At 68.2% G+C, this 25,656-nt stretch carries 27 protein-coding genes; 13 read left to right on the top strand and 14 right to left on the bottom strand.

The genetic code is table 11. The features are described from left to right. Positions 1–101: 101 nt before the first annotated feature. The 3 genes from ACFQ9R_RS19955 to rimP form a co-directional block, all read right to left on the bottom strand. Positions 102–413, bottom strand: a complete 312-nt coding sequence (locus ACFQ9R_RS19955; RefSeq protein ID WP_101468594.1) for a YlxR family protein — start codon at positions 411–413, stop codon at positions 102–104. A 69-nt stretch (positions 414–482) separates the two neighbouring features. Beyond that, positions 483–1,511, bottom strand: a complete 1,029-nt coding sequence (nusA, locus tag ACFQ9R_RS19950) for a transcription termination factor NusA (RefSeq protein ID WP_378626517.1) — start codon at positions 1,509–1,511, stop codon at positions 483–485. Continuing rightward, positions 1,508–2,140 (bottom strand): ribosome maturation factor RimP, encoded by a 633-nt coding sequence (gene rimP / locus ACFQ9R_RS19945; protein WP_378992335.1) that lies wholly within the window; start codon positions 2,138–2,140, stop codon positions 1,508–1,510. The genes nusA and rimP overlap by 4 nt, the downstream gene beginning before the upstream one ends. Before the next feature lie 231 nt (positions 2,141–2,371). On the opposite strand from rimP, the gene ACFQ9R_RS19940 reads away from it, so the two are divergent. Beyond that, a complete protein-coding gene (locus ACFQ9R_RS19940) occupies positions 2,372–3,079 on the top strand; it encodes a hypothetical protein (RefSeq protein ID WP_378992334.1) in 708 nt (235 codons plus the stop codon). Beyond that, positions 3,076–3,507, top strand: a complete 432-nt coding sequence (locus ACFQ9R_RS19935; protein ID WP_378992332.1) for a ferritin-like domain-containing protein — start codon at positions 3,076–3,078, stop codon at positions 3,505–3,507. The genes ACFQ9R_RS19940 and ACFQ9R_RS19935 overlap by 4 nt, the downstream gene beginning before the upstream one ends. 57 nt (positions 3,508–3,564) lie before the next feature. On the opposite strand, the gene ACFQ9R_RS19930 is transcribed toward ACFQ9R_RS19935, so the two are convergent. Continuing rightward, positions 3,565–5,316 carry an acyl-CoA dehydrogenase family protein gene (locus ACFQ9R_RS19930; protein ID WP_378992331.1) on the bottom strand — a complete coding sequence of 584 codons (1,752 nt, stop codon included), beginning with the start codon at positions 5,314–5,316 and terminating at the stop codon, positions 3,565–3,567. Between the two features lie 262 nt (positions 5,317–5,578). Next, positions 5,579–7,327: a proline--tRNA ligase gene (locus tag ACFQ9R_RS19925; protein WP_378992330.1), complete on the bottom strand. Its 1,749-nt coding sequence runs from the start codon at positions 7,325–7,327 to the stop codon at positions 5,579–5,581. 276 nt (positions 7,328–7,603) lie between these two features. Here ACFQ9R_RS19925 and ehuB point away from each other — a divergent pair, with 276 nt between their 5' ends. The 5 genes from ehuB to yaaA all read left to right on the top strand — a co-directional run bounded on the left by ehuB (position 7,604) and on the right by yaaA (position 11,462). Beyond that, positions 7,604–8,473, top strand: a complete 870-nt coding sequence (gene ehuB / locus ACFQ9R_RS19920; protein WP_378992405.1) for an ectoine/hydroxyectoine ABC transporter substrate-binding protein EhuB — start codon at positions 7,604–7,606, stop codon at positions 8,471–8,473. A 7-nt stretch (positions 8,474–8,480) separates the two neighbouring features. Then, complete coding sequence (ehuC, locus tag ACFQ9R_RS19915; protein WP_378992329.1) at positions 8,481–9,197, top strand: ectoine/hydroxyectoine ABC transporter permease subunit EhuC; 717 nt, start codon at positions 8,481–8,483, stop codon at positions 9,195–9,197. Further along, the gene (ehuD, locus tag ACFQ9R_RS19910) at positions 9,194–9,841 is read left to right on the top strand and encodes an ectoine/hydroxyectoine ABC transporter permease subunit EhuD (RefSeq protein WP_378992328.1); all 648 of its coding nucleotides are present in this window, start codon (positions 9,194–9,196) and stop codon (positions 9,839–9,841) included. Before ehuC ends, ehuD begins: the two co-directional genes overlap by 4 nt. Before the next feature lie 4 nt (positions 9,842–9,845). Further along, on the top strand, positions 9,846–10,601 hold the full coding sequence (gene ehuA / locus ACFQ9R_RS19905) for an ectoine/hydroxyectoine ABC transporter ATP-binding protein EhuA (RefSeq protein ID WP_378992326.1): 756 nt from the start codon (positions 9,846–9,848) through the stop codon (positions 10,599–10,601). A 114-nt stretch (positions 10,602–10,715) separates the two neighbouring features. Further along, the gene (yaaA, locus tag ACFQ9R_RS19900) at positions 10,716–11,462 is read left to right on the top strand and encodes a peroxide stress protein YaaA (RefSeq protein ID WP_378992325.1); all 747 of its coding nucleotides are present in this window, start codon (positions 10,716–10,718) and stop codon (positions 11,460–11,462) included. On the opposite strand, the gene ACFQ9R_RS19895 is transcribed toward yaaA, so the two are convergent. The 3 genes from ACFQ9R_RS19895 to ACFQ9R_RS19885 form a co-directional block, all read right to left on the bottom strand. Continuing rightward, a complete protein-coding gene (locus ACFQ9R_RS19895) occupies positions 11,452–11,844 on the bottom strand; it encodes a VOC family protein (protein ID WP_378992404.1) in 393 nt (130 codons plus the stop codon). The two genes, yaaA and ACFQ9R_RS19895, sit on opposite strands and share 11 nt — an antisense overlap. After that, positions 11,844–12,125: an ArsR/SmtB family transcription factor gene (locus tag ACFQ9R_RS19890; protein ID WP_378992324.1), complete on the bottom strand. Its 282-nt coding sequence runs from the start codon at positions 12,123–12,125 to the stop codon at positions 11,844–11,846. The genes ACFQ9R_RS19895 and ACFQ9R_RS19890 overlap by 1 nt, the downstream gene beginning before the upstream one ends. Positions 12,126–12,203: 78 nt before the next feature. Continuing rightward, complete coding sequence (locus tag ACFQ9R_RS19885; protein WP_378992322.1) at positions 12,204–13,148, bottom strand: LysR family transcriptional regulator; 945 nt, start codon at positions 13,146–13,148, stop codon at positions 12,204–12,206. 50 nt (positions 13,149–13,198) lie between these two features. Between ACFQ9R_RS19885 and ACFQ9R_RS19880 the strand changes: the two genes are divergently transcribed. Next, positions 13,199–13,888: a type 1 glutamine amidotransferase domain-containing protein gene (locus tag ACFQ9R_RS19880; protein WP_378992320.1), complete on the top strand. Its 690-nt coding sequence runs from the start codon at positions 13,199–13,201 to the stop codon at positions 13,886–13,888. Positions 13,889–13,995: 107 nt separating this feature from the next. Here the strand turns inward: ACFQ9R_RS19880 and ACFQ9R_RS19875 are convergent, their stop codons facing one another. Continuing rightward, positions 13,996–14,628, bottom strand: coding sequence for a metal-dependent phosphohydrolase (locus tag ACFQ9R_RS19875; protein WP_378992319.1), 633 nt, complete (start codon positions 14,626–14,628; stop codon positions 13,996–13,998). 89 nt (positions 14,629–14,717) lie between these two features. Beyond that, entirely contained in the window at positions 14,718–15,449 is a 732-nt protein-coding gene (locus ACFQ9R_RS19870; protein WP_378992316.1) for an NADPH-dependent F420 reductase, read from the bottom strand. A 28-nt stretch (positions 15,450–15,477) separates the two neighbouring features. Here ACFQ9R_RS19870 and ACFQ9R_RS19865 point away from each other — a divergent pair, with 28 nt between their 5' ends. Both ACFQ9R_RS19865 and ACFQ9R_RS19860 read left to right on the top strand, forming a co-directional pair. Next, positions 15,478–16,122: a LysE family translocator gene (locus ACFQ9R_RS19865; RefSeq protein WP_378992315.1), complete on the top strand. Its 645-nt coding sequence runs from the start codon at positions 15,478–15,480 to the stop codon at positions 16,120–16,122. 22 nt (positions 16,123–16,144) lie between these two features. Then, a complete protein-coding gene (locus ACFQ9R_RS19860) occupies positions 16,145–16,993 on the top strand; it encodes an SGNH/GDSL hydrolase family protein (RefSeq protein WP_378992313.1) in 849 nt (282 codons plus the stop codon). Between the two features lie 10 nt (positions 16,994–17,003). On the opposite strand, the gene ACFQ9R_RS19855 is transcribed toward ACFQ9R_RS19860, so the two are convergent. Further along, positions 17,004–18,626 carry a PucR family transcriptional regulator gene (locus tag ACFQ9R_RS19855; RefSeq protein WP_378992311.1) on the bottom strand — a complete coding sequence of 541 codons (1,623 nt, stop codon included), beginning with the start codon at positions 18,624–18,626 and terminating at the stop codon, positions 17,004–17,006. 108 nt (positions 18,627–18,734) lie between these two features. Between ACFQ9R_RS19855 and ACFQ9R_RS19850 the strand changes: the two genes are divergently transcribed. Continuing rightward, entirely contained in the window at positions 18,735–20,225 is a 1,491-nt protein-coding gene (locus tag ACFQ9R_RS19850) for a CoA-acylating methylmalonate-semialdehyde dehydrogenase (protein WP_378992310.1), read from the top strand. A 17-nt stretch (positions 20,226–20,242) separates the two neighbouring features. Further along, positions 20,243–21,589: an aspartate aminotransferase family protein gene (locus ACFQ9R_RS19845; protein ID WP_378992308.1), complete on the top strand. Its 1,347-nt coding sequence runs from the start codon at positions 20,243–20,245 to the stop codon at positions 21,587–21,589. Here the strand turns inward: ACFQ9R_RS19845 and ACFQ9R_RS19840 are convergent. Continuing rightward, complete coding sequence (locus ACFQ9R_RS19840; protein WP_378992306.1) at positions 21,579–22,163, bottom strand: DUF1345 domain-containing protein; 585 nt, start codon at positions 22,161–22,163, stop codon at positions 21,579–21,581. The two genes, ACFQ9R_RS19845 and ACFQ9R_RS19840, sit on opposite strands and share 11 nt — an antisense overlap. A 99-nt stretch (positions 22,164–22,262) precedes the next feature. Between ACFQ9R_RS19840 and ACFQ9R_RS19835 the strand changes: the two genes are divergently transcribed. Further along, on the top strand, positions 22,263–22,736 hold the full coding sequence (locus ACFQ9R_RS19835) for a PPOX class F420-dependent oxidoreductase (protein ID WP_378992304.1): 474 nt from the start codon (positions 22,263–22,265) through the stop codon (positions 22,734–22,736). 18 nt (positions 22,737–22,754) lie between these two features. Here ACFQ9R_RS19835 and ACFQ9R_RS19830 read toward each other — a convergent pair whose 3' ends face one another. Next, the gene (locus ACFQ9R_RS19830; RefSeq protein ID WP_378628251.1) at positions 22,755–24,215 is read right to left on the bottom strand and encodes an MFS transporter; all 1,461 of its coding nucleotides are present in this window, start codon (positions 24,213–24,215) and stop codon (positions 22,755–22,757) included. Between the two features lie 78 nt (positions 24,216–24,293). Next, on the bottom strand, positions 24,294–25,535 hold the full coding sequence (gene cobA / locus ACFQ9R_RS19825; RefSeq protein ID WP_378992303.1) for a uroporphyrinogen-III C-methyltransferase: 1,242 nt from the start codon (positions 25,533–25,535) through the stop codon (positions 24,294–24,296). Between the last annotated feature and the right edge of the window lie 121 nt (positions 25,536–25,656).

The raw sequence follows: 25,656 nt of genomic DNA, 5'->3' as shown, positions 1-25,656 counted from the left end.
CTCACTGAGAGGCCGAGCAGTGACGCCGCCTAGGTAAGGCGGGCCCGCACGACCTCGGGTTATCTCCGACGGACGTTCATCGTTGGTGCTTCACGGTGTGCTCATGAGTGCTCGTGCCTGTTCTCGAGGTACTGCTCCAGGGCTGAGATATCCAGATTTCCGGACACTCGTAGGGCTCTGCCGAATGCTCGGCGCCGCTCTGCGGAACGCAAACAAACTGAAACGGGGTGCAGCCATGCACCCCGTCCGGGCTGTCTGCGCCGCGGATCGGGAACAATCGCGACATCGGTGTTCCGATGCTGCGCCACGATCCGCAACAGGTCGGCAGACGGCTCGCGCTGACGGCATCCGATACAGGTGCGAACGGATTGCGCGGGCCGGTCCTGTACCCACTCTACCGGTGACCCGGTCATAACGACGAACCCCTCCCCTCCGGAAGTTACGAACATGTCATCCGCCGGTCGGGATTCGACGTGTTCGGATCAGCTACGGTGCGCTTCCGGCCGGGCGGAGTCGTCCGGTTGTGGAGCCGCGTCGCTGCGGATATCGATGCGCCAGCCCGTCAGACGGGCAGCCAGGCGGGCATTCTGGCCCTCCTTGCCGATGGCGAGGGAGAGCTGGAAGTCCGGCACGATCACGCGTGCCGCCCTGGCGTCGGGATCGACGACGGTGACCGAAACCACCTTCGACGGCGAGAGCGCATTGCCGACGAACGTCGCCGGATCCTCGGCGTAGTCGATGATATCGATCTTCTCGCCCGCCAGTTCACTCATCACGTTGCGCACGCGCTGACCCATCGGGCCGATGCACGCGCCCTTGGCGTTCACGCCCGGCACGGTGGACTGCACGGCGATCTTGGACCGGTGTCCCGACTCGCGCGCCACCGCGACGATCTCGACGGAGCCGTCGGCGATCTCGGGCACCTCGAGCGAGAACAGCCGCCGCACCAGGTTCGGGTGGGTGCGCGAGAGCTGGATCTGCGGGCCACGCGGGCCACGCGAGACGCCGTAGACGTAGCACTTGATGCGATCGCCGTGCTCATAGGTCTCCCCCGGCACCTGTTCGGCGGGCGGGATCAGCCCCTCGGCGCCGTTGGCCTCGCTGCCGATGCGAACCACCACGATGCCGCGGGCGTTGGCCCTGGCGTCGCGCTGGACCACACCGCCGACGATCTCACCCTCGTGGGTGGCGAAGTCGCCGAAGGACTTCTCGTTCTCGGCGTCACGCAGCCGCTGCAGCACCACCTGGCGGGCGGTGGTCGCGGCGATGCGGCCGAAACCCTCCGGGGTGTCGTCCCATTCGGAGACGAGGTTGCCGTCGGCGTCGAGCTCACGCGCCATCACCCGCACCACACCGGTCTTCTGGTTGATGTCGATGCGCGCGTTGGCCTCGTGGCCGTCGGTGTGCCGGTAGGCGGTGAGCAGTGCCGACTCGATCGCCGAGATCACGGTCTCGATCGAGATACCTTTGTCGGCGACGATCGCCCGCAAGGCTTCGATTTCAATATTCATTCCGCAACCCCTTCGGTGGGAGTGTCACTGTGTTGTCCTGGTGCGGCGAGGTCGGCGGGTTCTTCGCCCGGTACCGGGCGGCCCGGTGCGATACCGCCCGCGAGCTCGAGTTCGGCGGCGCCCGGTGCGTTGAACTCGACCTGGACGACAGCCTCGGCGATATCGACGACCGGAACGTGTACGCGGTGCGGCTTCACCTTGCCGCCGATGACGAGCGCGATGGCGGTGGCGTCGTCGGTGAACTGGCCGACGCGCGCGTCGAAACGAGCCTTGCCCTCGATCCGCTCGGCGCCGTCGGCCAGCTTCACGCGGACCTTGCGGCCCTGTGCGCGCCGCCAATGCCGTTCGGTGGTGAGCGGGCGCTCCACGCCGGGAGTCGTCACTTCGAGCAGATAGGCGGCTTCGCCGAAATCGCCTGCGGCATCGAGAAGTTCGGACATCTCGCGGCTGAGCGCGGCGATGGCGTCCAGGTCGGCGGGGCCGTCGCTGTCGACGGTGACCTTCACTCGAACCGGAGCCAGCTCGCCATTGCCCGCGGCGGCGATCGCGACGCCCTCGAGGTCGAATCCCCGGCGTGCGACGAGCTCAGCGACTAGCTGGCTCACCCTTTCCTCGGTGGGCATCGGCATATGGGCGGCTCCTGGTTCAGTTGTGACGCGATCGGAAATATCTACGCCGAAGGTCTAGCGTAACGCGCTCAGAGAGTGTAAAGGACCAGGCGCTGAGCGCCACGCACCGGTCCGACTCGGCGTGCCCGCGGCCTGTCAGCACGCATGCGTGCCGCCCGCGTGAGATCTGGCACGATGGTCAACGTGCCCCACCGCCATTCCGTCCCGCCGAGAGCCGGGCGACCTTCCGGCATGCGTTCCGACCGGCACGAACCCTCTCGGTTACGGGTCGAGCCCGCCGACGCGCACCTCGCCGGGCCGACGCCGGCTCCCACCGGCGCGACCGCGTCGCCGCCGCCCGCCGTAGTGCCGCATCCCACACCGGTGCAGCAGCTTTCACCGTCGGCGACCGGACGGGTCGACACCCGGCCTGCCTGGCGCCGCCGCACCGTGCTCCGACTCGTCGGCGCGAGCGCGATCGGCCTCCCCGTGGTGGCCACGCTGGCCGCCTGCACCGAGGACGATACCGTCCACGCGCCGGATCCTCTTGCCGCGCAAGAAGTTCTGGCTCGCGCCGATGCCGCGGCCGCGACCGCGGCGATCGCGCTGGCACCCCAGTCGAATGCCGCGCTGAGCACGATCGCCACCGAGCGCACCGCGCACGCCGACGCGCTCCGCACCGAAATCGACCGGGTGATCGGCGTGTACGGCGACGGCACCACGCCCGTTCATCGCACGGGCGCCGTGACCGTGCCCGGCCCCGGCGGATCGCCGGTTTCGGCCTCGGAGGTCGAGACCGCGTCCGCGCAGCCGGCCACCCTCGCGCAAGTGCGTGATCAGCTGGTCCGGTCCCAACAGTCCGCCGCCGCCCTGGCCCGCACCGAAACCGGCTATCGCGCAGGTCTTCTCGCGTCGATCAGCGCGGCCTGCGCCACCCAGGCAGGAGTCCTGCTGACATGACCGAACAGCGAACGGCATTGCAGAGCGCACTCGATGCCGAGTACGCGGCCGTCTACTCCTACGGCCTGATCGCCGCGTACGCCAATGCCGACCGGTCCCGGCTGGTCGCCGAGTTCAGCGCCGCGCATCGAGCACGTCGCGACAGCACGGTCGAACTGCTCGAAGCGGAGGGCACGGCACCCGACGCTCCCCGCGCCGCCTACACCCCACCCGCCCCGGTCGACGACCCGATCCCCGCGGCGCATCTCGCGGTGAGCGTCGAAACCGATTGCGCGGCAGCGTGGTACGCGGTCGTGGAGAACGCGACCGACGAAGTGGTGCGCGCCACCGCGACGGAAGCCCTCACCGAGGCCGCCGTTCGCCGCGCTCGCTGGCAGACGATTCTGGGATCGGTCCCGGTCACCGTCACCTTCCCGGGACGGGCGTAGCGAACCGAGTCGGCGGTTGCGGGCAGATCGGCGATCTGCCCGCAACCGAGGTCCCGACTACGGGCGCATCGCGTACGCGCCGTCGTAGGCCTCGACCTGCTGCCACACCCGGCCGAAACGCTCGGCGTCGGCAACCGGGCTGCGCAGGGCCCCGATCGCCCAGGCACGCTGAGCCTCGGTGACCGACGGCTTGCCGAGCAGCGCCGCCGCCTGGGTGTTGAAGTCGCGGATCTGGAAGTCGAAGATCTGATCGAGCACATCGCGGTCGAGCCCGGTGAGCTCGGCCTGCTCGAGAATCAGCTGCCCGTAGACCACCGTGGAGAACAGGTGGCCGATGGTCAGCATGAAGTCCAGGTCCTTCTGCTGGTCCGCATCGGGTGCCGCGGTGAGCAGCAGGCTGCGCAGCGCTTGGGCCTGCTCGTAGAACCTACCGACATTCGGGACCGCGGATGCCTGCTCATAGGCGGGGGTCCAGTCGGCGAACTGCACCTTGCCTGCGCCGCGCGCCGGACCCTGCTGCCAGAAGAACGGCTGGTCGCCGGGGGCGAGGTCGGTGCCGATCGCCGGGTATTCCTTCGGGTTGAGCAGGTAGTTCGGCATGAACTTCAGGATCTGCCCCACGTTCACGTGCACGGTGCCCTCGAGGCGCGGCAGGTGGTTGATGTAGCGCGAGGCCTGCGCGAAGTAGGTGGCCTTCTCGAATCCCTTGGCCGCCAGCACATCCAGCAGCAGGGTCATCGCGACCTCGGCCTCGGAGGTGACCTTGGACTTGGTCATCGGGTTGAACAGCAGGTAGCGGCGGTCCTCGAGCGAGGCGCTGCGGAAGTAGTCGACGGCGCGGTCGCTGAACAGCTTCATCGCGATCAACCGCGCGTAGGCGTCGACGAAATTGCCGCGCACATGGGCGAAGTCGGTGACGGGGTTGCCGTAGAGGATGCGGTTGTTGGCGTGGGTGATGGCCTCGAAGAACGAGTGCTCGACCATGCCGATGCCGCCGTGGCAGAGGTTGAACTTGCCGACGTTGACGGTGTTGAGCGCGGCCGAGAAGGCCTCCGGCCCCTCGTGCAGCAGGTCGGCGGCGGTCACCGGGTAGTTCTCCAGCCGGAAGTGGCTGACATACATCTGACCGTGGATGACGCTCTCGATCAGGTGGTAGTCGTCGTGGCGGCTGTCGGCGGCGAACCAGATGTAGCCCGCCGGACCCTCGACGTCGGCGCGGCGCGAGAACACCGACACCATCGAGGCGACGTTGCCGTTGCCGATGTAGTACTTCTCGCCGCTCGCCCGGAACAGGATGCCCGCCTCGGCGTCGGCGCTGCCCGGCTCGCTCGGGGTGAGGATCAGGTCGGTGTTGTAGATGTCGGCGCCGTGGTCGCGCTCGGACAGCGCGAACGCCATCACCTGACCGTCGTCGAGATCGGCGGCGGCCTTGCGCTTGGCGACCTCGTTATCGCTCTGCCAGATCGGGCCGAGGCCGAGGATGGTGACCTGCTCGGCGTACCAGTACGCCAGTCCGTAGAACCCGAAGATCTCCGCCAGCGCCGCGTTGCGTGCCGCGTCCCAGCGCTTGTTCGGGTCGCCGTCGGCGTAGGCGGCCGGGGTCAGGAAGGTCGCGAACAGCTTCTCCTTGCCGACGAACTCGAGGAACTCCGAGGTCCACACCGCGTCGCGATCCTCGACCAGCAGCTGCGCCTTGCCCTTGGACTCGAACCACTCGATGGTGGCCTTCAACAGCCGCCGCGTCTCGGCGTCGAAGTGCTGCGGGTCGTAGGTGGCCGGGTTGAAAAGCAGGCTGGGCGAACTCGTCATGCCGTTAACTTATCAGCGCCGCCCACTCGCCACGCCGACCCTCACACCCTCTACCAGCACTTTCGCCTACGTAGCCGTAAGTTCGAACAACTTGCTGTTCCCCCCGATCGAACACGAACCAGATTTCCGGCCTCGCCCAGATGTCGAGCAACTCTCGCCGAGAAGATGCGCCAGGGCGTACGAACCGGTCCGCGGCGCGGTCCTACAGACAGCAATCGCGCTGCCCCACATCAAGTGGGACAGCGCGATTCGTGCGATGAACTCAGCCGCGAACCTTGGCGGTGACCGCGCTGACGGCGTCTTCGGCCGGGATCTCCTCGGCTTCGCCGGTGAAGCGGTTGCGCAGCTCCACCTTGCCCTCGGCCCAGCCGCGGCCGATGACCAGGATCCAGGGCATGCCGAGCAGTTCGGCGTCCTTGAACTTCACGCCGGGTGAGGCGGTGCGGTCGTCGAAGAGAACCTCGAGGCCTTCGGCGTCCAGGCCCGCGACGACGTGTTCGGCGCCGTCGCGGGCGGCGGCGTCCTTGTTGGCGATGACGACGTGCACGTCGTACGGGGCGACCTCGGCGGGCCAGCGCAGGCCCTTCTCGTCGTGCTGCTGTTCGGCGATCACCGCGACCATGCGGGAGACACCGATGCCGTAGGAACCCATGGTGAGGCGCACCGGCTTGCCGTTCTCGCCGAGCACGTCGACATCGAAGGCGTCGGTGTACTTACGGCCGAGCTGGAAGATGTGACCGATCTCGATGCCACGGGCGGACACCAGCGGGCCCGCGCCGTCGGGCGAGGGATCGCCGTCGCGGACCTCGGCGGCCTCGATGGTGCCGTCGGGGGTGAAGTCGCGGCCGGCAACCAGGCCGACAACGTGCTTGCCCGCCACGTCGGCACCGGTGATCCAGGCGGTGCCGTCGACGACGCGGGGGTCGACGAGGTAACGAACACCGTTGGCGGCCAGGCCCTTCGGGCCGATGTAGCCCTTCACCAGGAACGGGTTGGCGGCGAAGTCGGCCTCGGTGAGCAGTTCCACCTCGGCGGGTTCGACGGCGGCGCCCAGACGCTTGTCGTCGACCTCGCGGTCACCGGGGACGCCGATGCCGAGGATCTCGGTCTTGCCGTCGGGGTGGCGCAGCTTCACCATCACGTTCTTCAACGTGTCGGCGGCGGTCACCGTGCGGTCGAGGACCTTCGCCTCGTTGGCCCAGTCGACCAGCGTCGCGATGGTGGGGGTGTTCGGGGTGTCGTATTCGACCGCGGCGGCCTGGCCCTCGATGGGCAGCGGCGCAGGCGCGGGCGTGACCACGGCTTCCACGTTCGCCGCGTAGCCGGACTCGACGCAGCGCACGTAGGTGTCCTCACCGACGGGGCTGGCGGCGAGGAACTCCTCGGACGCGCTGCCACCCATGGCGCCGGAGGTGGCGGCCACGATCACGTACTCGACGTCGAGCCGATCGAAGATGGCCTGGTAGGCCTTGCGGTGGGTGGCGTAGCTGTTGGTGAGACCGTCGTCGTCGATGTCGAAGGAGTAGGAGTCCTTCATCACGAACTCGCGCCCGCGCAGGATGCCCGCGCGGGGACGTTCCTCGTCGCGGTACTTGGTCTGGATCTGGTAGAGCGTGACCGGCAGATCCTTGTAAGAGTTGTACTCGCCCTTGACGGTGAGCGCGAACAGCTCCTCATGGGTGGGCCCGAGCAGGTAGTCGCCGCCCTTGCGGTCCTTGAGCCGGAACAGGCCGGGCCCGTACTCGGTCCACCGGTTGGTGGTCTCGTAGGGCTCGCGCGGCAGCAGCGCGGGCAGCGAGATCTCCTGGGCGCCGGTGGCGTCCATCTCCTGGCGCACCACGTCCTCGATCTTGCGCAGCGTGCGCAGACCGAGCGGCAGCCACGAGTACACGCCGGGGGCGACCCGGCGGACGTAGCCGGCGCGAACGAGCAGTTTGTGGCTGGGCACCTCGGCGTCGGCGGGATCGTCTCGCAGGGTGCGCAGGAACAGGCGGGAGAGGCGGGTGATCACGGATGCACAGGGTAGTCCCTGGTCCGCGCGGGGCGACAGCCGATTACCACCTGGGCGCCCGCAGGCCCCCGAAAACCGGTTCCGACAAAAGAGCGCATATCAGGATACCCAGTACAAATCTATTTCAATCATCAGATAACAACCTGATAACGTAACCGCATCTGGCAATTCTTACGTGACTAGATTTTCTCTATAAGTCAATTACGCACTTACAACAGAAAATTGGTGGCGGCGACGCTGCCCTTGCGAGAGGTCACAATGGCTGAGACGAAATCCATGTCGAAGCGCTGTACAGCGGTGTTCACCGGAGCCGCGTTGGTGGCCGCGGCCCTCGCCGGATGCACCAAGACCGAGACCACCGAGAGCGGTCAGCTCCTGCAGTCGCTGAAGGACAAGGGCACGATCACCGTGGGTTTCGCCGGTGAGGCGCCCTATTCGTTCGAAGAGGGAGGCCAGCTCACCGGTGCCACGGTGGCCCTGCACAAGGAGATCTTCGCCAACCTCGGCATCAAGACCGTCGACGGTGTGCAGACCGAGTTCGGCGCACTGATCCCCGGTCTGCAGGCCAATCGCTTCGACGCGGTCAGCGCCGGGATGTCGATCTTGCCGAAACGCTGTGAACAGGCATCTTTCAGCGAACCGGAATTCATGTACACCACCGCGCTGATGGTGAAACCCGGTAATCCGATGAATTTGACGGATATGCAGTCGATCAAGGCCGGTGGCGCGAAGATGGCCGCGATGACCGGCGCCATCGAATCCGATTACGCCAGCTCGCTGGGCATCGACGCCACCCAGGTCGGCACCCCGCAGGACGGCATGGACGCGGTCACTTCAGGACGCGCCGACGTGTTCGCGCTCACCGCGATCTCGCTGAACTGGCTCAAGAGCCACACCCCCAACGCCGCGGTCGACGTGACACCGTCGTTCGTGGCCGTCATCGACGGCAAGCCGCAGGTCGGCGCCGGTGGCACCGTGTTCCGCACCACCGATCCCGATCTGCTCGCCGCCTACAACGCCGAGCTGGCCAAGATCACCGGCGACAAGGACAAGTACTTGTCGATCGTCGGGAAATTCGGGTTCACCGAGCGCGAGCTGCCCGATCCGAAGTACACGACGGCCGCGCTGTGCAAGGGCGAAATCTGATCCACGCATGAGCAATGTCGATGCGGTCCGCGATGCCCTGCCCTCGTTGTGGCAGGGCATCGCGGTCACGCTGGAGCTGACCATCGGCGGCGCGCTGCTCGCGTTCGTCCTCGCCCTCGCCCTCGGCACCACCGCCCGCGTGCGCAATCTCGCGGCACGCGGCAGTGCCAGGGTCATGATCGAATTCTTCCGCGGTACCTCACTGCTGGTGCAGATCTTCTGGCTGTTCTATGTACTGCCGTTGCTCGGCTACAAGCTCGACCCGCTGTTCTGCGGCATCCTGGCGCTCGGCCTCAACTACGGCGCCTACGGCGCCGAGGTGGTGCGCGGCGCGCTCAACGCGGTGCCGCGCGCGCAGTTCGAGGCGGCGGTCGCGCTGAACTTCAGTCCGTGGCAAAGGATGCGCAGGGTGCTGTTCCCGCAAGCATGGGCGCTGATGCTGCCCTCGCTGACCAATCTGCTGGTCCACCTGCTCAAAGGCACCGCCGTGGCGTCCTACATCACCCTGCACGACCTGACCTACGAGATCGGTGACCTGCGCAAGACCACCAGCGACACGCTGTTCTCCTTCGGTGTCGGCCTGGTCATCTACTTCGTCCTCGGCTACCTGCTCACCCTGGGCATGAACCTGCTCGAAACCCGCGCCAAGACCAAGCTGGGTCGCGGCGCGTCGCTCAAGGAGGTCCTCAGCCTGGCGCCCGACGACACGAAGGTGGCGCCATGAGAGCCGAATGGAGTTGGGAGCGCGCCCGCGAGGCGCTGCCGGTGCTGTGGGACGGCTTCCAGATCACACTGCTGGCCACGGTGCTCGGCTTCGCCCTGGCCGCGGTGCTCGGGCTGGCGATCGCGATCATCCGTCGTACGATGCCGCGCCCGATCGCCGCGCCGGTGCACGCGGTGAGCGAGTTCGTCCGGCTCACCCCGCTGGTCGTGCAGTTGCTGTTCGCCTACACACTGTTCACGCAGTTCTCGGCGTTGCAGATCGGCATCGTGGTGCTGGGCATCCACTATTCGAGTTACCTGGCCGAGGTGTACCGGGCCGGGATCGAGGCGGTGCCGAAGGGACAGTGGGAGGCAGCGCGCGCCCTGTCGTTGCCGCCTGCCCGCACCTGGGGCGCGGTGGTGCTGCCGCAGGCGATCCGGGCGAGCCTGCCCGCGCTCGGCACCAACGCCGTCTCGATGTTCAAGGACACACCGTTCCTGTTCGCCATCTCGGTCGTCGAATTGGTGACCGCCGCACAGCAATTCGGGGCACGCAATTTCGCGTACCTGGAGTCGATCACGATGGCCGGGGTGTTCTTCCTCGTCGCCAGCTACCCGACGTCTGTGCTGATCAGAAGACTGGAGAAGCGACTTGCCTACTACTGACGAGATGATCCGATTCGATCAGGTGGTCAAACGCTTCGGCGACCTCACCGTGCTCGATCACCTCGATTTCAGCGTGCGCCGCGGGGAGAAGGTCACCCTGATCGGGCCGTCGGGGTCGGGCAAGACCACCATTCTGCGGCTGCTGATGACCCTGGAGACGATCAGCGACGGCGTGATCTGGGTCGACGGTGAACCACTCACCCACACCGAGCGCGGCGGAAAGCTGGTGCCCGCCAAGGAGAAACACCTGCGCGCGGTGCGGACCAAGATCGGCATGGTGTTCCAACAGTTCAATCTGTTCCCGAACATGACGGTGCTGGAGAACATCACCGAGGCGCCGATCCATGTGCTCGGCAAGTCGAAAGACGCAGCGCGCGAACGTGCCCGCCATCTGCTCGACGTCGTCGGCCTGTCGGACAAGGCCGGCGCGCATCCCTCGCAGCTGTCGGGCGGGCAGCAACAGCGGGTCGCGATCGCCCGGTGCTGCGCGATGGATCCGAAGGTCATGCTGCTCGACGAGGTGACGTCGGCCTTGGATCCGGAACTGGTCGGCGACGTCCTCGACGTGCTGCGCACCATCGCCGAAACCACCGACATCACCATGCTGATCGTCACCCACGAGATGCGTTTCGCGCGCGAGGTCTCGGATCGGGTCCTGATGTTCGACTCCGGTCGCATCGTCGAACAGGGCCCGCCGGAGCAGATCTTCGAAGCACCGACCAACGAGCGCACGCGCAAGTTCCTCGAAGCCGTGCGCTGAACCACGCGGACAGCGGATCGGGGCGGGTCCAGCAAGGCCGCTGACCGCCGGACGACCGGTCCGCGGCGGGGCGGGGCGCGGTGGTGGTTGCGGCGACGATTACCGTTGTCGATCGTGCTGGTGCTGCTGCCTCCCTCCGAAACCAAGTCCGACGGCGGATCGGGCGTGCCGCTGGAACTCGCCGATCTCGCGATGCCGCAGCTCAGCGCGATTCGCGACAAGTTGATCACCGAGGTCGTCCAGCTGGCGGCCGACCCCGCGGCCTCGGCCGCGGTGCTCGGTCTGGGTAAAGGCGCCGACGCGGAGATCGCCCGCAACGCGAGCCTGCGCACGTCGGCGACCCGCCCCGCCCTCGAGCGCTACACCGGGGTCCTCTATGACGCCCTGGACGCGAAGTCGTTCACCACGGTGCAGCGGACCAAGGCATTCGCCCGCCTGGGGATCGGATCGGCCCTGTTCGGCGCGGTTCGCGCGGCCGACCCCATCCCCGCCTACCGCCTCTCCGGCGGCACCAAACTGCCAGGGCTGCCGACACTTTCGGCCCTCTGGCGCGACGTGCTGCCCGACGCTCTCTACGCGGAGGCCGCGGGCGAGCTCGTCATCGACCTGCGGTCGGGTACCTACCAGCAACTCGGCCGAGTCCCCGGCGCCGTCACCGCCAATGTGCTCACCGAGCACCCGGACGGCTCACGCACGGTGGTCAGCCACTTCAACAAACATCACAAGGGTCTGCTCGCCCGCGCGCTGGTCCTCACCCGCGCCGACCCCACCGACATCCGCGCCGTTGCCCGGGTAGCCACCAAGGCAGGCCTGCGCGCCGAAATCGCCTCCCCCACCGAACTTCTGATCATCACTCGGTGACGGGCGCCATCAGCTGGATGAGGTTGCCGCAGGTGTCGTCGAACACCGCGGTGGCGAACGCGCCCATCGGGGCGGGGGCCTGCGTGAAGAAGACATCGCGGTCGAGCAGGCGGCGGTATTCGGCGTCGAGATCGTCGACGGTGAAGACGATGACGGGGATACCTTCGGCGCTCAGTGCCGTTTTGTAGGCCTTGGCGGCCGGATGCTGGTCGGGCTCGAGCAACAGCTGGATGCCGTCGACATCGGCGGGTGAGACGAGGGTGAGCCAGTCGAATTCGCCGAGCGAGACCTTGTCTTTGACCTGGAAGCCGAGCACGTCCGTGTAGAAGGCCTCGGCCTTGGCCTGGTCGTCGACGAAAACGCTGGTCACTCCGATGCGGATCATGTGTCCTCCTGAGGGATGGGCCAACGCACCGAAATCGCCTGTAGCGGCGTGAAATCGGCGTGATGGAACTTGTATCGGCCTTGCCGGCGGGTATGGACGAGACCGACTTCCTCGAGCACGCCCAGGTGCTGGGTGATCGCCTGACGTGACGAGCTGATGCCGTGCTTGTTCACCAGGCGGGCGCACAATTCGAACAGGGTTTGCCCGTCGCGATCAGCCAGTTCGTCGAGCAGCGCGCGTCGTGTCGAATCCGCCAACGCGGTGAAGATATCGGTCACTCTGCACGCTCCGTTCACTCCCCTCGAACCATAGGCAAGTGTGCGCTTGCCTGTCAAGCGCAAGTGCTCGCTTGCCTGTCAAGCGCCGCACCCCGCCCGCCAACCTCGCGCCGCCTCCACCAACCGGGCGCGAACCACGTCGACGTGCGGTCGCGACGGTGCGCCGATCCGGCGGGCCAGGAAGCCGGTGTTGATCGGCGGGTCGGCGGGATCGAGCAGCGTGACCAGCGTTCCGTCGGCCAGTTCCCGGCCGCACAGGTAGTGCGGAAGCACGCTGATCCCCGCCCCCGAGGTGACAGCGGCCAGTACCGCGCGCAGATCGCCGACGATCAGGGCGGGCTCGGTTTCCAGGCGGGTCTCGAAGACATGGCGCCAGTAGCGACGCAGGATCGGCAGATCGGCGGCGTAGCTGACGAGCGGGATGCCGTCGAGCGCGATCGGGCCCTCGGCCCGCAGACGGTCGGCGTCGATCCGGTCGGCGATCGACGGGGCTGCGACGAGCAGGAATTCCTCGTCGACGAGCGGTTCCGCCAGCACGGTCCGACCGCGTGGGCGGGTGGTGGCGAAGACCAGGTCCAGCGCCCCCGAATGCAATCGAGCGAGCAACTCGTCGGTCAGGCCGGTACTGACCGTGAGCCGCACACCGTCGGCGACCAACGGCGACAACGCGGGCACGATCTTGGCGGCGAGCATCTCCGCCGGTCCACCGAGCAGCACCGGCGGCTCGGGCGGGGCCGCCCGGGCGGTCGCCGCACCGCTGACGACCGCCTCCAGCTCCTCGAGTGGACCGCCCACCCGCGCCGCGAGCTCGTGACCGGCGGCGGTCGGCGTCACCCCGCGCGGCAGGCGTTCGAACAGCGGCCTGCCGAGGTGCCGTTCGAGCGCCTGGATCTGCGTGGTCACTGTCGGCTGGGACAGCCCGACCTGGGCGGCGCCCGCGGTGAGCGAGCCGGTGCGGAACACGGCAAGGAAGGTCCGCAGCTGCACCAGATCCATCGACCCATCGGCTGACCTATGTCTCATATAGGCAATCCTATTGGTCAGGAGATGCCATCAACCCTAGCGTTGTTCCCATGGCACACATCCTGTTCGTTCTCACCGGCACTGATCATTGGACACTGGCCGACGGCACCGAACATCCCACCGGCTACTGGGCCGAGGAATTCACGGCGCCCTATGCGGCCTTCACCGCCGCGGGCCACACCGTTACCGTGGCGACCCCGGACGGCGTTGTCGCGACCGTCGACCAGGCCAGCCTGGCCCCCGAGGTCAACGGTGGCGCCGACGGTGCGGCGGCGGTCGCCGAAATCCTGTCCGGCGCCGACGCATTGCGGAATCCGCTCGCTCTCGACAAGGTCGACCTCGCCGACTACGACGCCGTCTTCTACCCCGGCGGACACGGCCCGATGCAAGATCTCGCCGTCGACCCGGTCTCGGGCACCCTGCTCGTCGACGCCCTTGCCTCCGGCAAACCGCTCGGCATCGTCTGCCACGCCCCCGCCGCGCTACTCGCCACCGCCGAATCGGGCAACTCCCCCTTCGCGGGCTACCGCCTCACCGCGTTCAGCGATGCCGAGGAAACCCAGGCGGGCTTCGCCGACAAGGCGAAGTGGCTGCTCCAGGATCGCCTGGTCGCACTCGGTGCCGACTACCGCGAAGGCGACCCGTGGGCCCCGCACATCGAGGTGGACCGCAATCTCTACACCGGCCAGAACCCCGCCTCCGCGGGCCCGCTGGCCGCCGAAATGCTCACCGCCCTCTGACAGACAGCGCCGTATCGACCGGCTGCAGTCGTCGACGACCGCAGCCGGTGCCGCCGGGTCGGTAACCCGGGATCACCGGAGCCACCGAGACAGGGGCAGTCGGCCGGTCAGCCGATCTCCGCGGTGAGTTCGGCGAGTTCCGCGGCGAGGTTGGCGCGGGCGATCGCCTCGTACCGGTCGTGGGCGAGGTCGGTGCGGAAAAGGCGGGGCTGGTCGGCCAGATTGCGCAGCACCGAGGCGCGCCCGGCCCGGAACAGATCGTCGGGCACGTGGGCGTATTCGGCGCGGATCGCGGTGGTGTAGGCGGCGTATTCCTGCGGACTACCGCCGAGCACAACGAGGTCGGCATCACAGAGCACCGCGCCGTTCGCGTCACCGGGCTGTGGACGGTGCCCACGGGTCACAACCACGAGCCGCACTACCTCCTCGACCAATTCCGGTGCGGCACCGAGTGATTCGAGGATGTCACGGCCCAGGTCGGCGCTGCGCTCCTCGTTGTCGGCCCGGGCGACGGCGTAGATCGCGTCGTGGAAGAACGCCGCGTAGCGCACGGCGTCGATATCGGTTGCGGCATCGGCCAATTCGTCGATGGCCGCGAGCATCACCGCCAGGTGCGTGCCGGTGTGGTAACGGCGGTGCGGTTCGCTGTAGCGCCCCACCACTCCGGCACCGATCTGTTCGGCCTCGATCCCGGCCAATGCGATCCACCGGTCCATCAGGTTCTGTGACAACGCACTCATACACCAAGTTTCGTCGTCGGTACCGACACCCACAACCCCCCGAAACTGGTCGCCCGGCCGGTCGCGGCCGGCCGGACGACGCTCAGCGCTCAGACCTCGGCGGCGGCGAGGGCCGCACGCACCTCCTCGGCGCCCGCGGGCTTCGAGGCGGGCGGCCAGTTGTCGTCGGCGGCATAGGGGCGTACGTAAACCGGGGTATCCCGTTGGGAGCGGCGGCTTTCGGCGAGGGACCCACCGTCGACCACGTCATAGCCGATGGCGTCGATGAGGTCGGTGGCGAGCTTCTTGGCGTCGGGGTCGTCGCCGAACACGGGCAGGGCAGACCGGTCCGCGGCACCGACCGGGCGGGCGAGTTCGGCGAGGTTGGCGTAGGCGATGTTGTTGAACGCCTTGACCACCTTCGATTCCGGCAGGTGGCGTTGCAGCAGTTCGCTGGTGGTGGTCTGGTCGGCGTCGAGTTCGGGGAAGGCCCCGTCGCGGTCGGGGTAGTAGTTGTTGGTGTCGAACACGACCTTGCCCGCGAGCGGTGCGACCGGTACGTCCCGATACGCCTTCAACGGCACCGTGACCACCACATAGTCGCCCGCTTCGGCCGCCTCGGCCGGAGTAGCCGCCCGGGCCCGCGGACCCAGCTCGGCGACCAGATCCGCCAGGGTCTGCGGTCCGCGTGAGTTGCTGAGCACCACGTCATAACCCGCGTCCACCGCCAGCCGCGCGACGGTGGATCCGATATGTCCGCTACCGATCAATCCGAGTGTCGTCATGCGCAGCACAACCGCCACCACCGCATGGTTGTTCCCGCGCACCGCGGCCGTTGTCACCGCGCCCACCGCCGGATAGCGTGGGGCGATGGTGTCGTCGGCTCATCTGGTCTCGTTCGCGGGTTTGGCGTTTCTGCTGGTGATCGTGCCCGGACCCAGCGTCTTGTTCACGATCGGCCGGGCACTCACCGTCGGGCGACGATCGGCGCTGATGACCGTGCTGGGCAATGCGGTCGGGGTGTACGGCCAAGTCGTGGCAGTCGCGTTCGGGTTGGGCGCGGTGGTGGCGGCGTCGGCGGCGGTGTTCACCGCGATCAAACTGGTCGGCGCCGCCTATCTGGTCTATCTCGGCGTGCAGGCGATTCGCCATCGTGACGCGCTACGGACCGCCTTTCACGCCGAGCAGGACGTGGCCGCGCACAGTCCGATGGCGGCGTTGCGCGACGGCGTGATCGTCGGGGCCGCCAACCCGAAGACCATCGTCTTCCTGGCGGCGCTGCTGCCACAGTTCGTGGATACCACGCACGGTGCGGTCCCTCAGCAGATGTTGATCCTCGGGCTCTGCATCCCCGTGTTCGGCCTGATCTTCGACTCGCTCTGGGCGTTCGCGGCCGGGTCGGCACGGTCCTGGTTCGCGCGGTCGCCACGCCGTCTCGCCGCCATCGGCGGTACCAGTGGCCTGGTGATGATCGGGCTCGGCACGTCACTCGCTCTCACCGGTCGCAAAGACTGAACCACAACCGTCAGGATCTTCGATGAAGAGCTTGCTGCTCACCGGCGCTGTGGCGCTGATGGTCTCGGTGTCGACGCACGCGGTGGCACGGGCCGAGGTGCGGCCGGGCGCCACCTACGTCGCGCTCGGTGATTCCGGGGCAGCCACCACCGGTGCGGTCGATCTCGACGTGACGGCTCCGCTGCGCTGTGTGCGGTCCACCGCCAACGCGCCGAAGCTGGTCGCCGAAAAACTCGGGCTGGGGCTGGACGACCGGACCTGCAGCTCGGCGAAGATCCCGGATCTGTACGGGTCGCAAGGCGCCGGGATCGACCCCCAATTCGACGCACTCGGTCCCGCCACCCGGATCGTCACCCTGCACATGGGCGCCAACGACGCCGGCATGACCGAGTTCATCCTCGGCCACTGTCACGCCGGAGCACTCAGCGGTGGTTGTGCCGCCGAGGCAGATCCGGAGTGGGACAACAGGATAGACGCGATCGCGCCCGCCTACGCCGCCGCGCTGGCCGACATCACCCGGCGCGCACCCGAGGCGACCGTTTTCGTCGACGGGTGGCCCACCTATCTCACGAACACCAGCTGCCCGGCCATGCTCGGCCTGCTTCCCGCCGACGCGGCCTACATCCAGTCCAAGTTCGAACGCCTCAACACCGTCGTCGCGCGGGCGGCCGCCGACCACGGCGCCGTGTACATCGATACCGTCACCGCCTCCCGCGAATTCGGGATGTGCGCCGACCCTGGCGTCCGCTGGTTCGATCCGATTCTCGCCGATCAGACCCTGCTCCCCTATCACCCCACCCTCGCGGGCCAACGGGGCGTCGCGGACCTGATCGTCGCCGCCGTCGAGTCGACCGGAGTCCTTTCCCGCTGACCCCTGCGGTCTAGAGCTTCGCGCCACCCGCGGTGAGGTCGCGCACGAGCAGCGCGGCGTGCAGGGAGGTGCGCGATTCACCGTCGTCGAGGTCGACGGCGAGGACGCGTTCGATGCGGGCGAGACGGTCGTAGAGGGTGGGCCGGCTGATCGCGAGCGCCTTGGCGAGCTCGGTCTTGTTGCCCGCCAGGTCGAGGAAGCGGCGCAGCGTACCGGTGAGGTCGGCGGTGTGGCGGATGTCGTAGCGCAGCAGTGCCCCGAGTTCGGCCTCGGCGAAACTCTGCACGCCGGGCTCGTCGCGGATCAGCGACAGCAGACCGCGCAGACGAATATCCGCGCTGCGGAAGAACGCGCGATTCGCCGCCGCGGTCATCGACAGGGCTACCTCGGCGACACCCGCGGCATGCGCGAGCCTGCCCGCGGTGTCGAGGAGGGAATCGGAGTCGGCGCCGACGCCGACGACCGCACGACGCACGTTGTCGACCCGGCGGACCTCGGCCAGCACCGCCGAACACACCGTCGCCAGCCGGCCGTCGACGTCGCCGCCCCGCGGCACCGCGAGGATCACGGTGACCTGCTCCCCATCGGAGCCACCGCGGGTTCGCCGATGTTCCGCCGCGCTGAGCGCCGACGCGTCAACCAGGCCGAGCGCATGCGTCGCCGCTTCGACGATGGCCTCGCTGCGTCGTTGCGCCGCCACCGGATCCGGTGCCGGCTCGGTATCGATCTCGATCGCCAGCGGCACATAACGAGCCCGGCGGTGCAGACCGAGGGCGGCCGCGCGCGCCTGCGCGTCGCGCTCGTCGATCACCCGGCCCTCCACCAAATCGGCGATCAGGCCGGTCTGGGCCTGGCGGTGCAAGCCGAAACGGTCCTTGTCGATCATCCGGTGCAGGGTGATGGTCTGCGCGGCGCGCTCGAGGACCATGCCCACCCGCGCGGTGTGGGCATGGTCGGTGCGCAGGATCAGCCTGCCCCAGCGCTGTGTGTGCGGTCCGACGCCGACCACACCGGACCCGTCGGGCAGCATCCGCGACACCGATTCCCAATCATCGAGCAGCGCGGCCGAACTGGTGTGGCGGGCGGTAGCCGCCAGCACCCGATGCGACAGGTCTTCCAGCACCACCGACGCGTCGAGCATGCTCGCGGCCGTGTGCACGATCTCGGCGAGCGCGGCGCGGCGCACGCTCAGCTCGGTGAAGGTCTCGTGCACGGTGCGCGCGAATTCGAGTTCGGCGTATTGGTCGGCGACGATCGCCCGATGGACGGCTTCGGTGATCTCCACGAAGCGGGTCACCCGGTGCAGCACGATCACCGGCAACCCGAGTTCGGCGGCCGTGGCGGCAACGACGGGACCCAGCTCGCTCACGTAGCTGCCCAGCTCCACGACCAGTCCCGCGACGCCGGCGGCGGACAGCGATCTCAGGTAGACGATCCGCGCCTGCTCGGGAGCGGCGAGCGCCTGCCCGGTGGTCAGGATCAACTCCGAGCCGACCAGGAGGTCGGCCACCTCGGCCTGGTCGCTGACATGCACCCAGCGCACCGCCCGGTCCAGGTTCGCGGCACAGACGACCTCGGGTTGCCCGGCCTGCATCACCGGCGTCGCGAGCACATCGGCCACGGTCATCAGCATTGACGAATCGTAATATGAATGCCGCGATTGTGTACATATCGTCGGCCCGCCGACGGCTCAGGATGGACCAGGGTGGAAGCACCACACCACCGGCGAAACGAGGCATTCATGCAGTCCATCGGGCACTGGATCGACGGCAAATCGGTCAGCGGCAGCAGCGAGACCACCGCGCCGGTGACCAATCCCGCCACCGGCGCCGTCACCGGGGAGCTGGCGCTGGCCAATGTGGCCGACACCCGCGCCGCGATCGACGCCGCGACGATGGCCTTCGCCTCCTGGCGTGACGCCTCGCTCACCCGCCGCACCCAGGTGCTGTTCCGCTTCCGCGAACTCCTGGCCGAGCGGAAGACCGAACTGGCCGCGGTGATCACCGCCGAACACGGCAAGGTGGCCGCCGACGCGCTCGGCGAGGTGACCCGTGGGCTCGAAGTCGTCGAATTCGCCTGTGGTGTCCCGCATCTGCTCAAAGGCGGCTTCACCGAGAACGCCTCGACCGATGTCGACATCTACTCGATCCGGCAGCCGCTGGGTCCGGTCGCGATCATCGCACCGTTCAACTTCCCCGCCATGGTGCCGATGTGGTTCTTCCCGCTGGCGATCGGCGCGGGCAACACGGTGGTGCTCAAGCCGAGCGAGAAGGACCCGTCGGCGGCGCTGTGGCTGGCGCGGCTGTGGCAGGAGGCAGGCCTGCCCGACGGTGTGTTCAATGTCGTGCAGGGCGACAAGGTCGCCGTCGACGAACTCCTGGACAACCCGGCCGTCAAGGCCGTCTCGTTCGTCGGCTCGACCCCGATCGCCAAGTACGTGTACCAGCGCGGCACCGCGGCGGGCAAGCGGGTGCAGGCGCTCGGCGGCGCGAAGAACCACATGGTGGTACTGCCCGACGCCGATCTGGACCTGGCCGCCGATGCCGCCGTGAACGCCGGTTTCGGGTCGGCGGGTGAGCGGTGCATGGCGATCAGCGTGGTCGTCGCCGTCGGCGGGGTGGCCGACGATCTGGTCACCAAGATCAGTGCACGAGCCGCGAACATCGTCACCGGTGACGGCACCGGTGGCGCCGAGATGGGCCCGCTGATCACCCGGGCGCACCGCGACCGGGTGGCCGAGTACATCGACGCGGGCGAGACGGCCGGTGCCCGGGTGGTGCTCGACGGGCGCAATCTCACCGTCGACGGCGCACCGGACGGATTCTGGCTGGGCCCCACGATTCTCGACGAGGTCACTCCGACCATGAGCGTCTACACCGACGAGATCTTCGGCCCGGTGCTGTCGGTCGTGCGGGTCGGCACCTATGAGGAGGCGGTGGCGCTGATCAACGCGAACCGCTACGGCAACGGCACCGCCATCTTCACCAACGACGGCGGCGCGGGACGACGGTTCCAGCACGAGGTGGAGGTGGGTATGGTCGGCATCAACGTCCCGATCCCCGTGCCGATGGCCTATTTCAGCTTCGGCGGCTGGAAGAATTCCCTGTTCGGTGACTCGCACGCGCACGGCACCGACGGCGTGCACTTCTTCACCCGCACCAAAGCGGTCACCACCCGCTGGCTCGACCCGAGCCACGGTGGGCTGGAACTCGGTTTCCCACAGAACAAGTGACTCCAGGAGACTTCGCCATGACGCTTTCCGAAGAGGCCGCTCGCGCCTACGAGCTCGACCGCCGCCACGTCTTCCATTCCTGGTCCGCGCAGGCGACTCTCACGCCGACGGTGCTCACCGCCGCCGAGGGGTGCTACGTGTGGGACGGCGAGGGCAACCGCCTGCTCGACTTCTCCTCGATGATGGTGAACACCAATATCGGTCACCAGCATCCGAAGGTCGTGGCCGCGATCCAGGAGCAGGCGGCCAAGCTGTGCACTGTCGCACCCTCGTTCGTCAACGATGCCCGCTCGGAAGCGGCCCGCCTGATCAGCGAACGCACGCCCGGTGACCTCGACACGATCTTCTTCACCAACGGCGGCGCCGACGCCGTCGAGCACGCCGTCCGGATGGCGCGACTGCACACCGGCCGCTACAAGGTGCTCTCGCGCTACCGCTCCTACCACGGCGGCACCGAGACCGCGGTGAACCTCACCGGCGACCCGCGCCGCTGGCCCAACGACCACGGCAACACCGGCACCGTGCACTTCTTCGGCCCGTTCCTGTATCGCTCGGAGTTCCACGCCACCGACGAGGCGCAGGAAACCGAACGCGCGCTGGCGCATCTGGAACGCACCATCGAGATGGAGGGTCCGGCCACCATCGCCGCGGTCGTCCTGGAGTCGGTCCCGGGCACCGCGGGCATCATGGTGCCGACCACGGAGTACATGCGTGGAGTGCGCGCGCTGTGCGACAAGCACGGCATCGTCTTCATCGCCGACGAGGTGATGGCAGGCTTCGGCCGGACCGGAAAGTGGTTCGCCATCGACAATTTCGATGTCGTGCCCGATCTGATCACCTTCGCCAAGGGCGTGAACTCCGGGTATGTCCCGCTCGGCGGCGTGGCGATCAACGCGGCCATCGCGGCGACCTTCGCCCACCGCCCGTATCCCGGCGGGCTCACCTATTCCGGTCATCCGCTGGCCACCGCCGCTGCCGTCGCGACGATCAACGCGATGGCCGAGGAAGGCATTGTCGAGAACGCCGCCGACATCGGCGCGACGGTCATCGGGCCCGGCCTTCGTGAACTGGCGCAACGGCATCCGAGCATCGGCGAAGTCCGCGGGCTCGGTGTCTTCTGGGCCGTCGAGCTGGTCCGGAACCGGGCCACCCGCGAGCCACTGGCCCCCTACGGCGGCACCAGCCCCGCGATGAACGAACTGGTGGCCGCCTGCCGCGCAGGCGGGATGCTGCCGTTCGTCAATTTCAACCGCTTGCACGTGGTCCCGCCGTGCGTGATCACCGAGGCCGAGGCCAAGGAGGGGCTCGCCATCCTCGACCAAGCCCTCACCGTCGCCGACGCGCACACCGTCGCTACCCCTTGATCCAGTCGATCGCGATGGCGACGACGGCGGCGTTGAAGAAGAAACTCAGCACGCTGTGGGCGGTGACGCGCCGGCGCATCGACCGGTGCACCACCTTCACATCCGATACCGCGAACGACGTACCGATGGTGAACGAGAAGTACACGAACTCCGACAGCTGCGGCACCGGGCACTCCGGGAAACGCAGTCCCCCGTCGGCGAACTGGGCCCGCGCGTAGATCTGCGCGAACGCGGTGTGCAGGAGCAACCACGACATCAGCACCGTCGCCGCCGCGACGGCATTGTCGGCATCGCTGTCGCGGGCACCGATCATGATCATCCCGGCCGCCAGCCCGGCGCCACTGGCCACCACCGCGAAAGTGGTGGTGTACCAGCGTGGACCGATCCAGTCGATGGAGTCGTCGGGCAGGTCGCGGCGCAACAGCAGCCAGCCCGACGCGACATAGGCGACGGCCAGCAGATCCCAGACCAGCAGCAGGCCGATCCCGCCGGTTGTCCACGAGAAGAGCGACAACCAGACCACACCGAGGACGGTCAGCCCGAGCTCCAGTACCCACACCAGCGTGCGACTCATGGCCGCAACGTCTACCACGCCGCCGCGTGGACACACCGACACCGCGCCCGGCGGCGGCGTTTCCGCGCCGCGCGACTGGTCGACGCGCTCCGGCTACGCGTGACCACCGATCGAATCCTGACCGGAATTCCCCGGCCGGGCAATGCGTTGTCCAAGAGCGTGACCGATACCGCAGTGCTTTCCGATGAACTGAAGTCGTACCTCGACGAGGAGAAGGTCTACGCGACCGTCGCCACCGTCGGGCCCAACGGGCATCCGCATCTGACCGTGGTCTGGATCAAACGCGAGGGCGACGAACTGCTGTTCTCCACCACCGTCTCACGGCAGCAGGCCAAGAACCTGGTGCGTGACCCGCGGATCACCGTGATGGTGAACCCGCCGGAGCGGCCGTTCCTGTACGCCGAGGTACGCGGAACCGCCACCACCACACCGGATCCCGAGCGGGCGCTGCCGGACGAGATGTCGCTCAAATACACCGGCAAGCCGTATCGCGAGTTCAACCCGGCCTCGGTGGACGACGCCGAACGCGTCGTCATCCGCGTCACCCCCACCAAGGTCGCCGGACGCTTCTGACCAGCGGGCCCGGCGGAGTCAGCTCCGCTGGGCCTCTTCCTGCGCGTGCTGCGCCTGCACCAGCTGTTGCGGGGTGTAGCGCACGGTCAGCGCGACGAGCGCGGCGACGGCGGCGATGATCGCGCAGATGAACAGCACCAGGGTGTAGCCGCTGTTGAGCGCATCGATCTCGGCGGGCGTCGTGTTCGCGCCGGGGGTATCGCTGCCGCCGAGCGACAGCGTGCGTGACGCCGCGATCGGGCTGAGCAGACCGATGGCGATCGGTGTCGCCAAGCTCATGAACATCTGGCCGACCGCCGAGAGCGGGCCGATGTTCGACGGCGGAACCCCGACCAGCACGCAGAGCGGAGCGAGCACGATCGCCATCCCGACGCCGAAGCCGATCACCAGCAGCAGGGCCAGCAGCGTCGGCAGGTACTGCACGTGCCGGTCCAGCGTCGACCCGAAGAACAGGCCGACGGCGAGCACCACACCCGCGGTGGCGAGCAACCAGCGCGGCGCGATCACCAACGCGGCCTTGGAGGCCACGGCACCGCCGACACCGATGCCGATGGTGAACGGGATCGAGGCGACACCGGCCAGCAGCGGGCTGTAGCCGAGCACGTTCTGCAGCAGCTGGGCGACGAAGAATGTCATCGCGCCGAGCACCGCACCGGCCAGGAAGATCAGAACGAAGGTGGCGACCCGGTCGCGGCTGTCGAACAGCGACCACGGCAGCAGCGGATCGGATTCGCGTCGCTCGGCGAAAACGAAGATCACCAGCAGGACGAAACCGCCGATCAGCGAACCAAGGATCAGCGGGCTCGTCCAGCCCATGGCCGGGCCCTCGGTGGCACCGAACACGATCGTCGCGCAGGCCAGGGTGCCCAGAATCGCGCCCTTGATGTCGAGCGGAGTGCGGTGGTGTTCGGTGTCGGTGAGCTTGTAGACCGCGCCGAGCACGATGAGCGCGCCGATCGGGACGTTGATCAGGAAGATCCAGCGCCACCCGACCTCGGTCAGCGCACCGCCGACGATGAGACCACCGACCGATCCGATGCCCGCCATCGAGCCGACGATCGCGATCGCCTGGTTCCTGGCCGGCCCGGGTGCGAAAGTGGTCGCGACCAGTGCGAACGCGGTCGGTGCCGCGATGGCGGCGCCCGCGCCCTGGAAGGCGCGCGAGATCAGCAGCATCGCCTCACCGGTGGCCAGACCGCACGCCAGCGAGGCGGCGGTGAACAGGCCGACACCGTAGATCAGCATGCGTTTGCGGCCGAACGCGTCGCCGAGCCTGCCACCGAGCAGCATCAACCCCGCGAAGGTGAGCCCGTAGGCGGTCACCGTCCACGCACTGCCCGAACTGGACAGCCCCATGTCCTGCTGCAGGCGCGGCAGGGCGAAGATCACGACGGTGCCGTCGAGCACCACCATGAACTGCAGACCGCTCAGCACGAGGATGGCCAGGCCGAACGCCCGCTGCTTCACCGGATACTGCATCGTCGCAGCGGGTTTATCGAGCACAGTGAGGCAGTGTAATTGGCGCACCGGCAACGAGTGGGCGCGCCGTCGGTGAAGCTAGTCGAGGCCGAAGCCGGCCGTGGGGCCGATGACGATGATCGCGGGCGGGCGGATGCCCTCTTCCTTGACCCGGTCGGCGACCGTGGCGAGGTCGGCGCGCACCACCCGCTGCGTGCGCAGCGTGCCTTCCTGGATGACCGCGGCCGGGGTATCGCTCGGGCGACCACCGGCGAGCAGGGCCGCGGCGAACTTGTCGATCCGCTCGACCGCCATCATCAGCACGATGGTGCCGCGCAGCTTGGCCAGTGCCGACCAGTCGACGAGCGAATCAGGATGTTCGGGGGCCACGTGTCCGCTCACGACCACGAACTCGTGGGTGACCCCGCGATGGGTCACCGGGATGCCTGCCGCGCCGGGCACCGAGATCGGGCTCGTGACACCGGGCACCACCGTCACCGGGATGCCTGCCTCCGTGCACGCCTCGAGTTCCTCGTAACCGCGACCGAACACGTACGGATCGCCGCCCTTGAGCCGGACCACGAACTTGCCCGCTTTGAAGCCCTCGACGAGCGCGAGGTTGATCGCCTCCTGCGCCATCGACCGGCCGTAGGGGATCTTCGCGGCATCGATCACCTCGACGTGCGGGCCCAGTTCGGCGAGCAGTTCCGGCGGGGCGAGCCGGTCAGCGACGACCAGATCGGCGCGCGCGAGGAGCCTGCGACCACGCACGGTGATCAGGTCGGGATCGCCGGGACCGCCGCCGACGAGCGCGACGCCTGGAGTCACCGGTTCCGAATCATCGGTCACCACACCCGATTGCAGCGCTTCGAGGAGACCGTTGCGCACCGCGGCCGAGCGGCGGTGCGCGCCACCGGCGAGCACGCCGAGGGAGAGTCCGTCGTAGCGAGCGGTCGCGGGCGTGACCGCGGTGCCGTCGCGCGCGATGTCGGCGCGGACGCAGAAGATGCGCTTGGCGGTGGCTTCGGCGACCACCGCGGCGTTGGTCTCCGGTTCGTCGGTGCAGGCCATCGCGTACCAGGCGCCGTCGAGATCGCCGTCGGCGTAAGCGCGCAGTTCGACCGTGAGTTGTCCCGCCGTAGCCATGCCCTCCACCGCCGGGGTGACCGCCCGGCTGATCACGTGCACCTCCGCACCCGAGGCCACGAGCAGGCCGAGTCGGCGCTGGGCGACGGTTCCGCCGCCGACCACCACTACTCTGCGTGCACGCAGATCGAGCCCGACCAGGTAGTTCGGGTCGCCTGCGGGCGGGGTCGATGCGGTGTCAGCGGTGTTCGGCACAGTGTCCCAGCCTAGTTCCTGGCTCGGTGCGGCCCGAACGCACCCGCCGACAGACTCGGCGCCGATCGACGATCTGTCCGTCGGCGGACCCGTCTTGACGGACGATCCGTCGGTTGTCCAC

It is taken from the genome of Nocardia sp. NPDC056541 (assembly GCF_042794235.1).
GTDB lineage: Bacteria > Actinomycetota > Actinomycetes > Mycobacteriales > Mycobacteriaceae > Nocardia.
Note: the sequence above shows the minus strand (reverse complement) of the source record. Positions and strands in the feature narration are given on the sequence as shown.

Coding starts and splice junctions, on each gene's coding strand:
- ACFQ9R_RS19955 (WP_101468594.1), bottom strand. CDS start 413: ATGACCGGGTCACCGGTAGAGTGGGTACAGGACCGGCCCGCGCAATCC.
- nusA (WP_378626517.1), bottom strand. CDS start 1,511: ATGAATATTGAAATCGAAGCCTTGCGGGCGATCGTCGCCGACAAAGGT.
- rimP (WP_378992335.1), bottom strand. CDS start 2,140: ATGCCGATGCCCACCGAGGAAAGGGTGAGCCAGCTAGTCGCTGAGCTC.
- ACFQ9R_RS19940 (WP_378992334.1), top strand. CDS start 2,372: ATGCGTTCCGACCGGCACGAACCCTCTCGGTTACGGGTCGAGCCCGCC.
- ACFQ9R_RS19935 (WP_378992332.1), top strand. CDS start 3,076: ATGACCGAACAGCGAACGGCATTGCAGAGCGCACTCGATGCCGAGTAC.
- ACFQ9R_RS19930 (WP_378992331.1), bottom strand. CDS start 5,316: ATGACGAGTTCGCCCAGCCTGCTTTTCAACCCGGCCACCTACGACCCG.
- ehuB (WP_378992405.1), top strand. CDS start 7,604: ATGTCGAAGCGCTGTACAGCGGTGTTCACCGGAGCCGCGTTGGTGGCC.
- ehuC (WP_378992329.1), top strand. CDS start 8,481: ATGAGCAATGTCGATGCGGTCCGCGATGCCCTGCCCTCGTTGTGGCAG.
- ehuD (WP_378992328.1), top strand. CDS start 9,194: ATGAGAGCCGAATGGAGTTGGGAGCGCGCCCGCGAGGCGCTGCCGGTG.
- ehuA (WP_378992326.1), top strand. CDS start 9,846: ATGATCCGATTCGATCAGGTGGTCAAACGCTTCGGCGACCTCACCGTG.
- ACFQ9R_RS19885 (WP_378992322.1), bottom strand. CDS start 13,148: ATGAGACATAGGTCAGCCGATGGGTCGATGGATCTGGTGCAGCTGCGG.
- ACFQ9R_RS19880 (WP_378992320.1), top strand. CDS start 13,199: ATGGCACACATCCTGTTCGTTCTCACCGGCACTGATCATTGGACACTG.
- ACFQ9R_RS19875 (WP_378992319.1), bottom strand. CDS start 14,628: ATGAGTGCGTTGTCACAGAACCTGATGGACCGGTGGATCGCATTGGCC.
- ACFQ9R_RS19865 (WP_378992315.1), top strand. CDS start 15,478: ATGGTGTCGTCGGCTCATCTGGTCTCGTTCGCGGGTTTGGCGTTTCTG.
- ACFQ9R_RS19860 (WP_378992313.1), top strand. CDS start 16,145: ATGAAGAGCTTGCTGCTCACCGGCGCTGTGGCGCTGATGGTCTCGGTG.
- ACFQ9R_RS19855 (WP_378992311.1), bottom strand. CDS start 18,626: ATGCTGATGACCGTGGCCGATGTGCTCGCGACGCCGGTGATGCAGGCC.
- ACFQ9R_RS19850 (WP_378992310.1), top strand. CDS start 18,735: ATGCAGTCCATCGGGCACTGGATCGACGGCAAATCGGTCAGCGGCAGC.
- ACFQ9R_RS19845 (WP_378992308.1), top strand. CDS start 20,243: ATGACGCTTTCCGAAGAGGCCGCTCGCGCCTACGAGCTCGACCGCCGC.
- ACFQ9R_RS19840 (WP_378992306.1), bottom strand. CDS start 22,163: ATGAGTCGCACGCTGGTGTGGGTACTGGAGCTCGGGCTGACCGTCCTC.
- ACFQ9R_RS19830 (WP_378628251.1), bottom strand. CDS start 24,215: ATGCAGTATCCGGTGAAGCAGCGGGCGTTCGGCCTGGCCATCCTCGTG.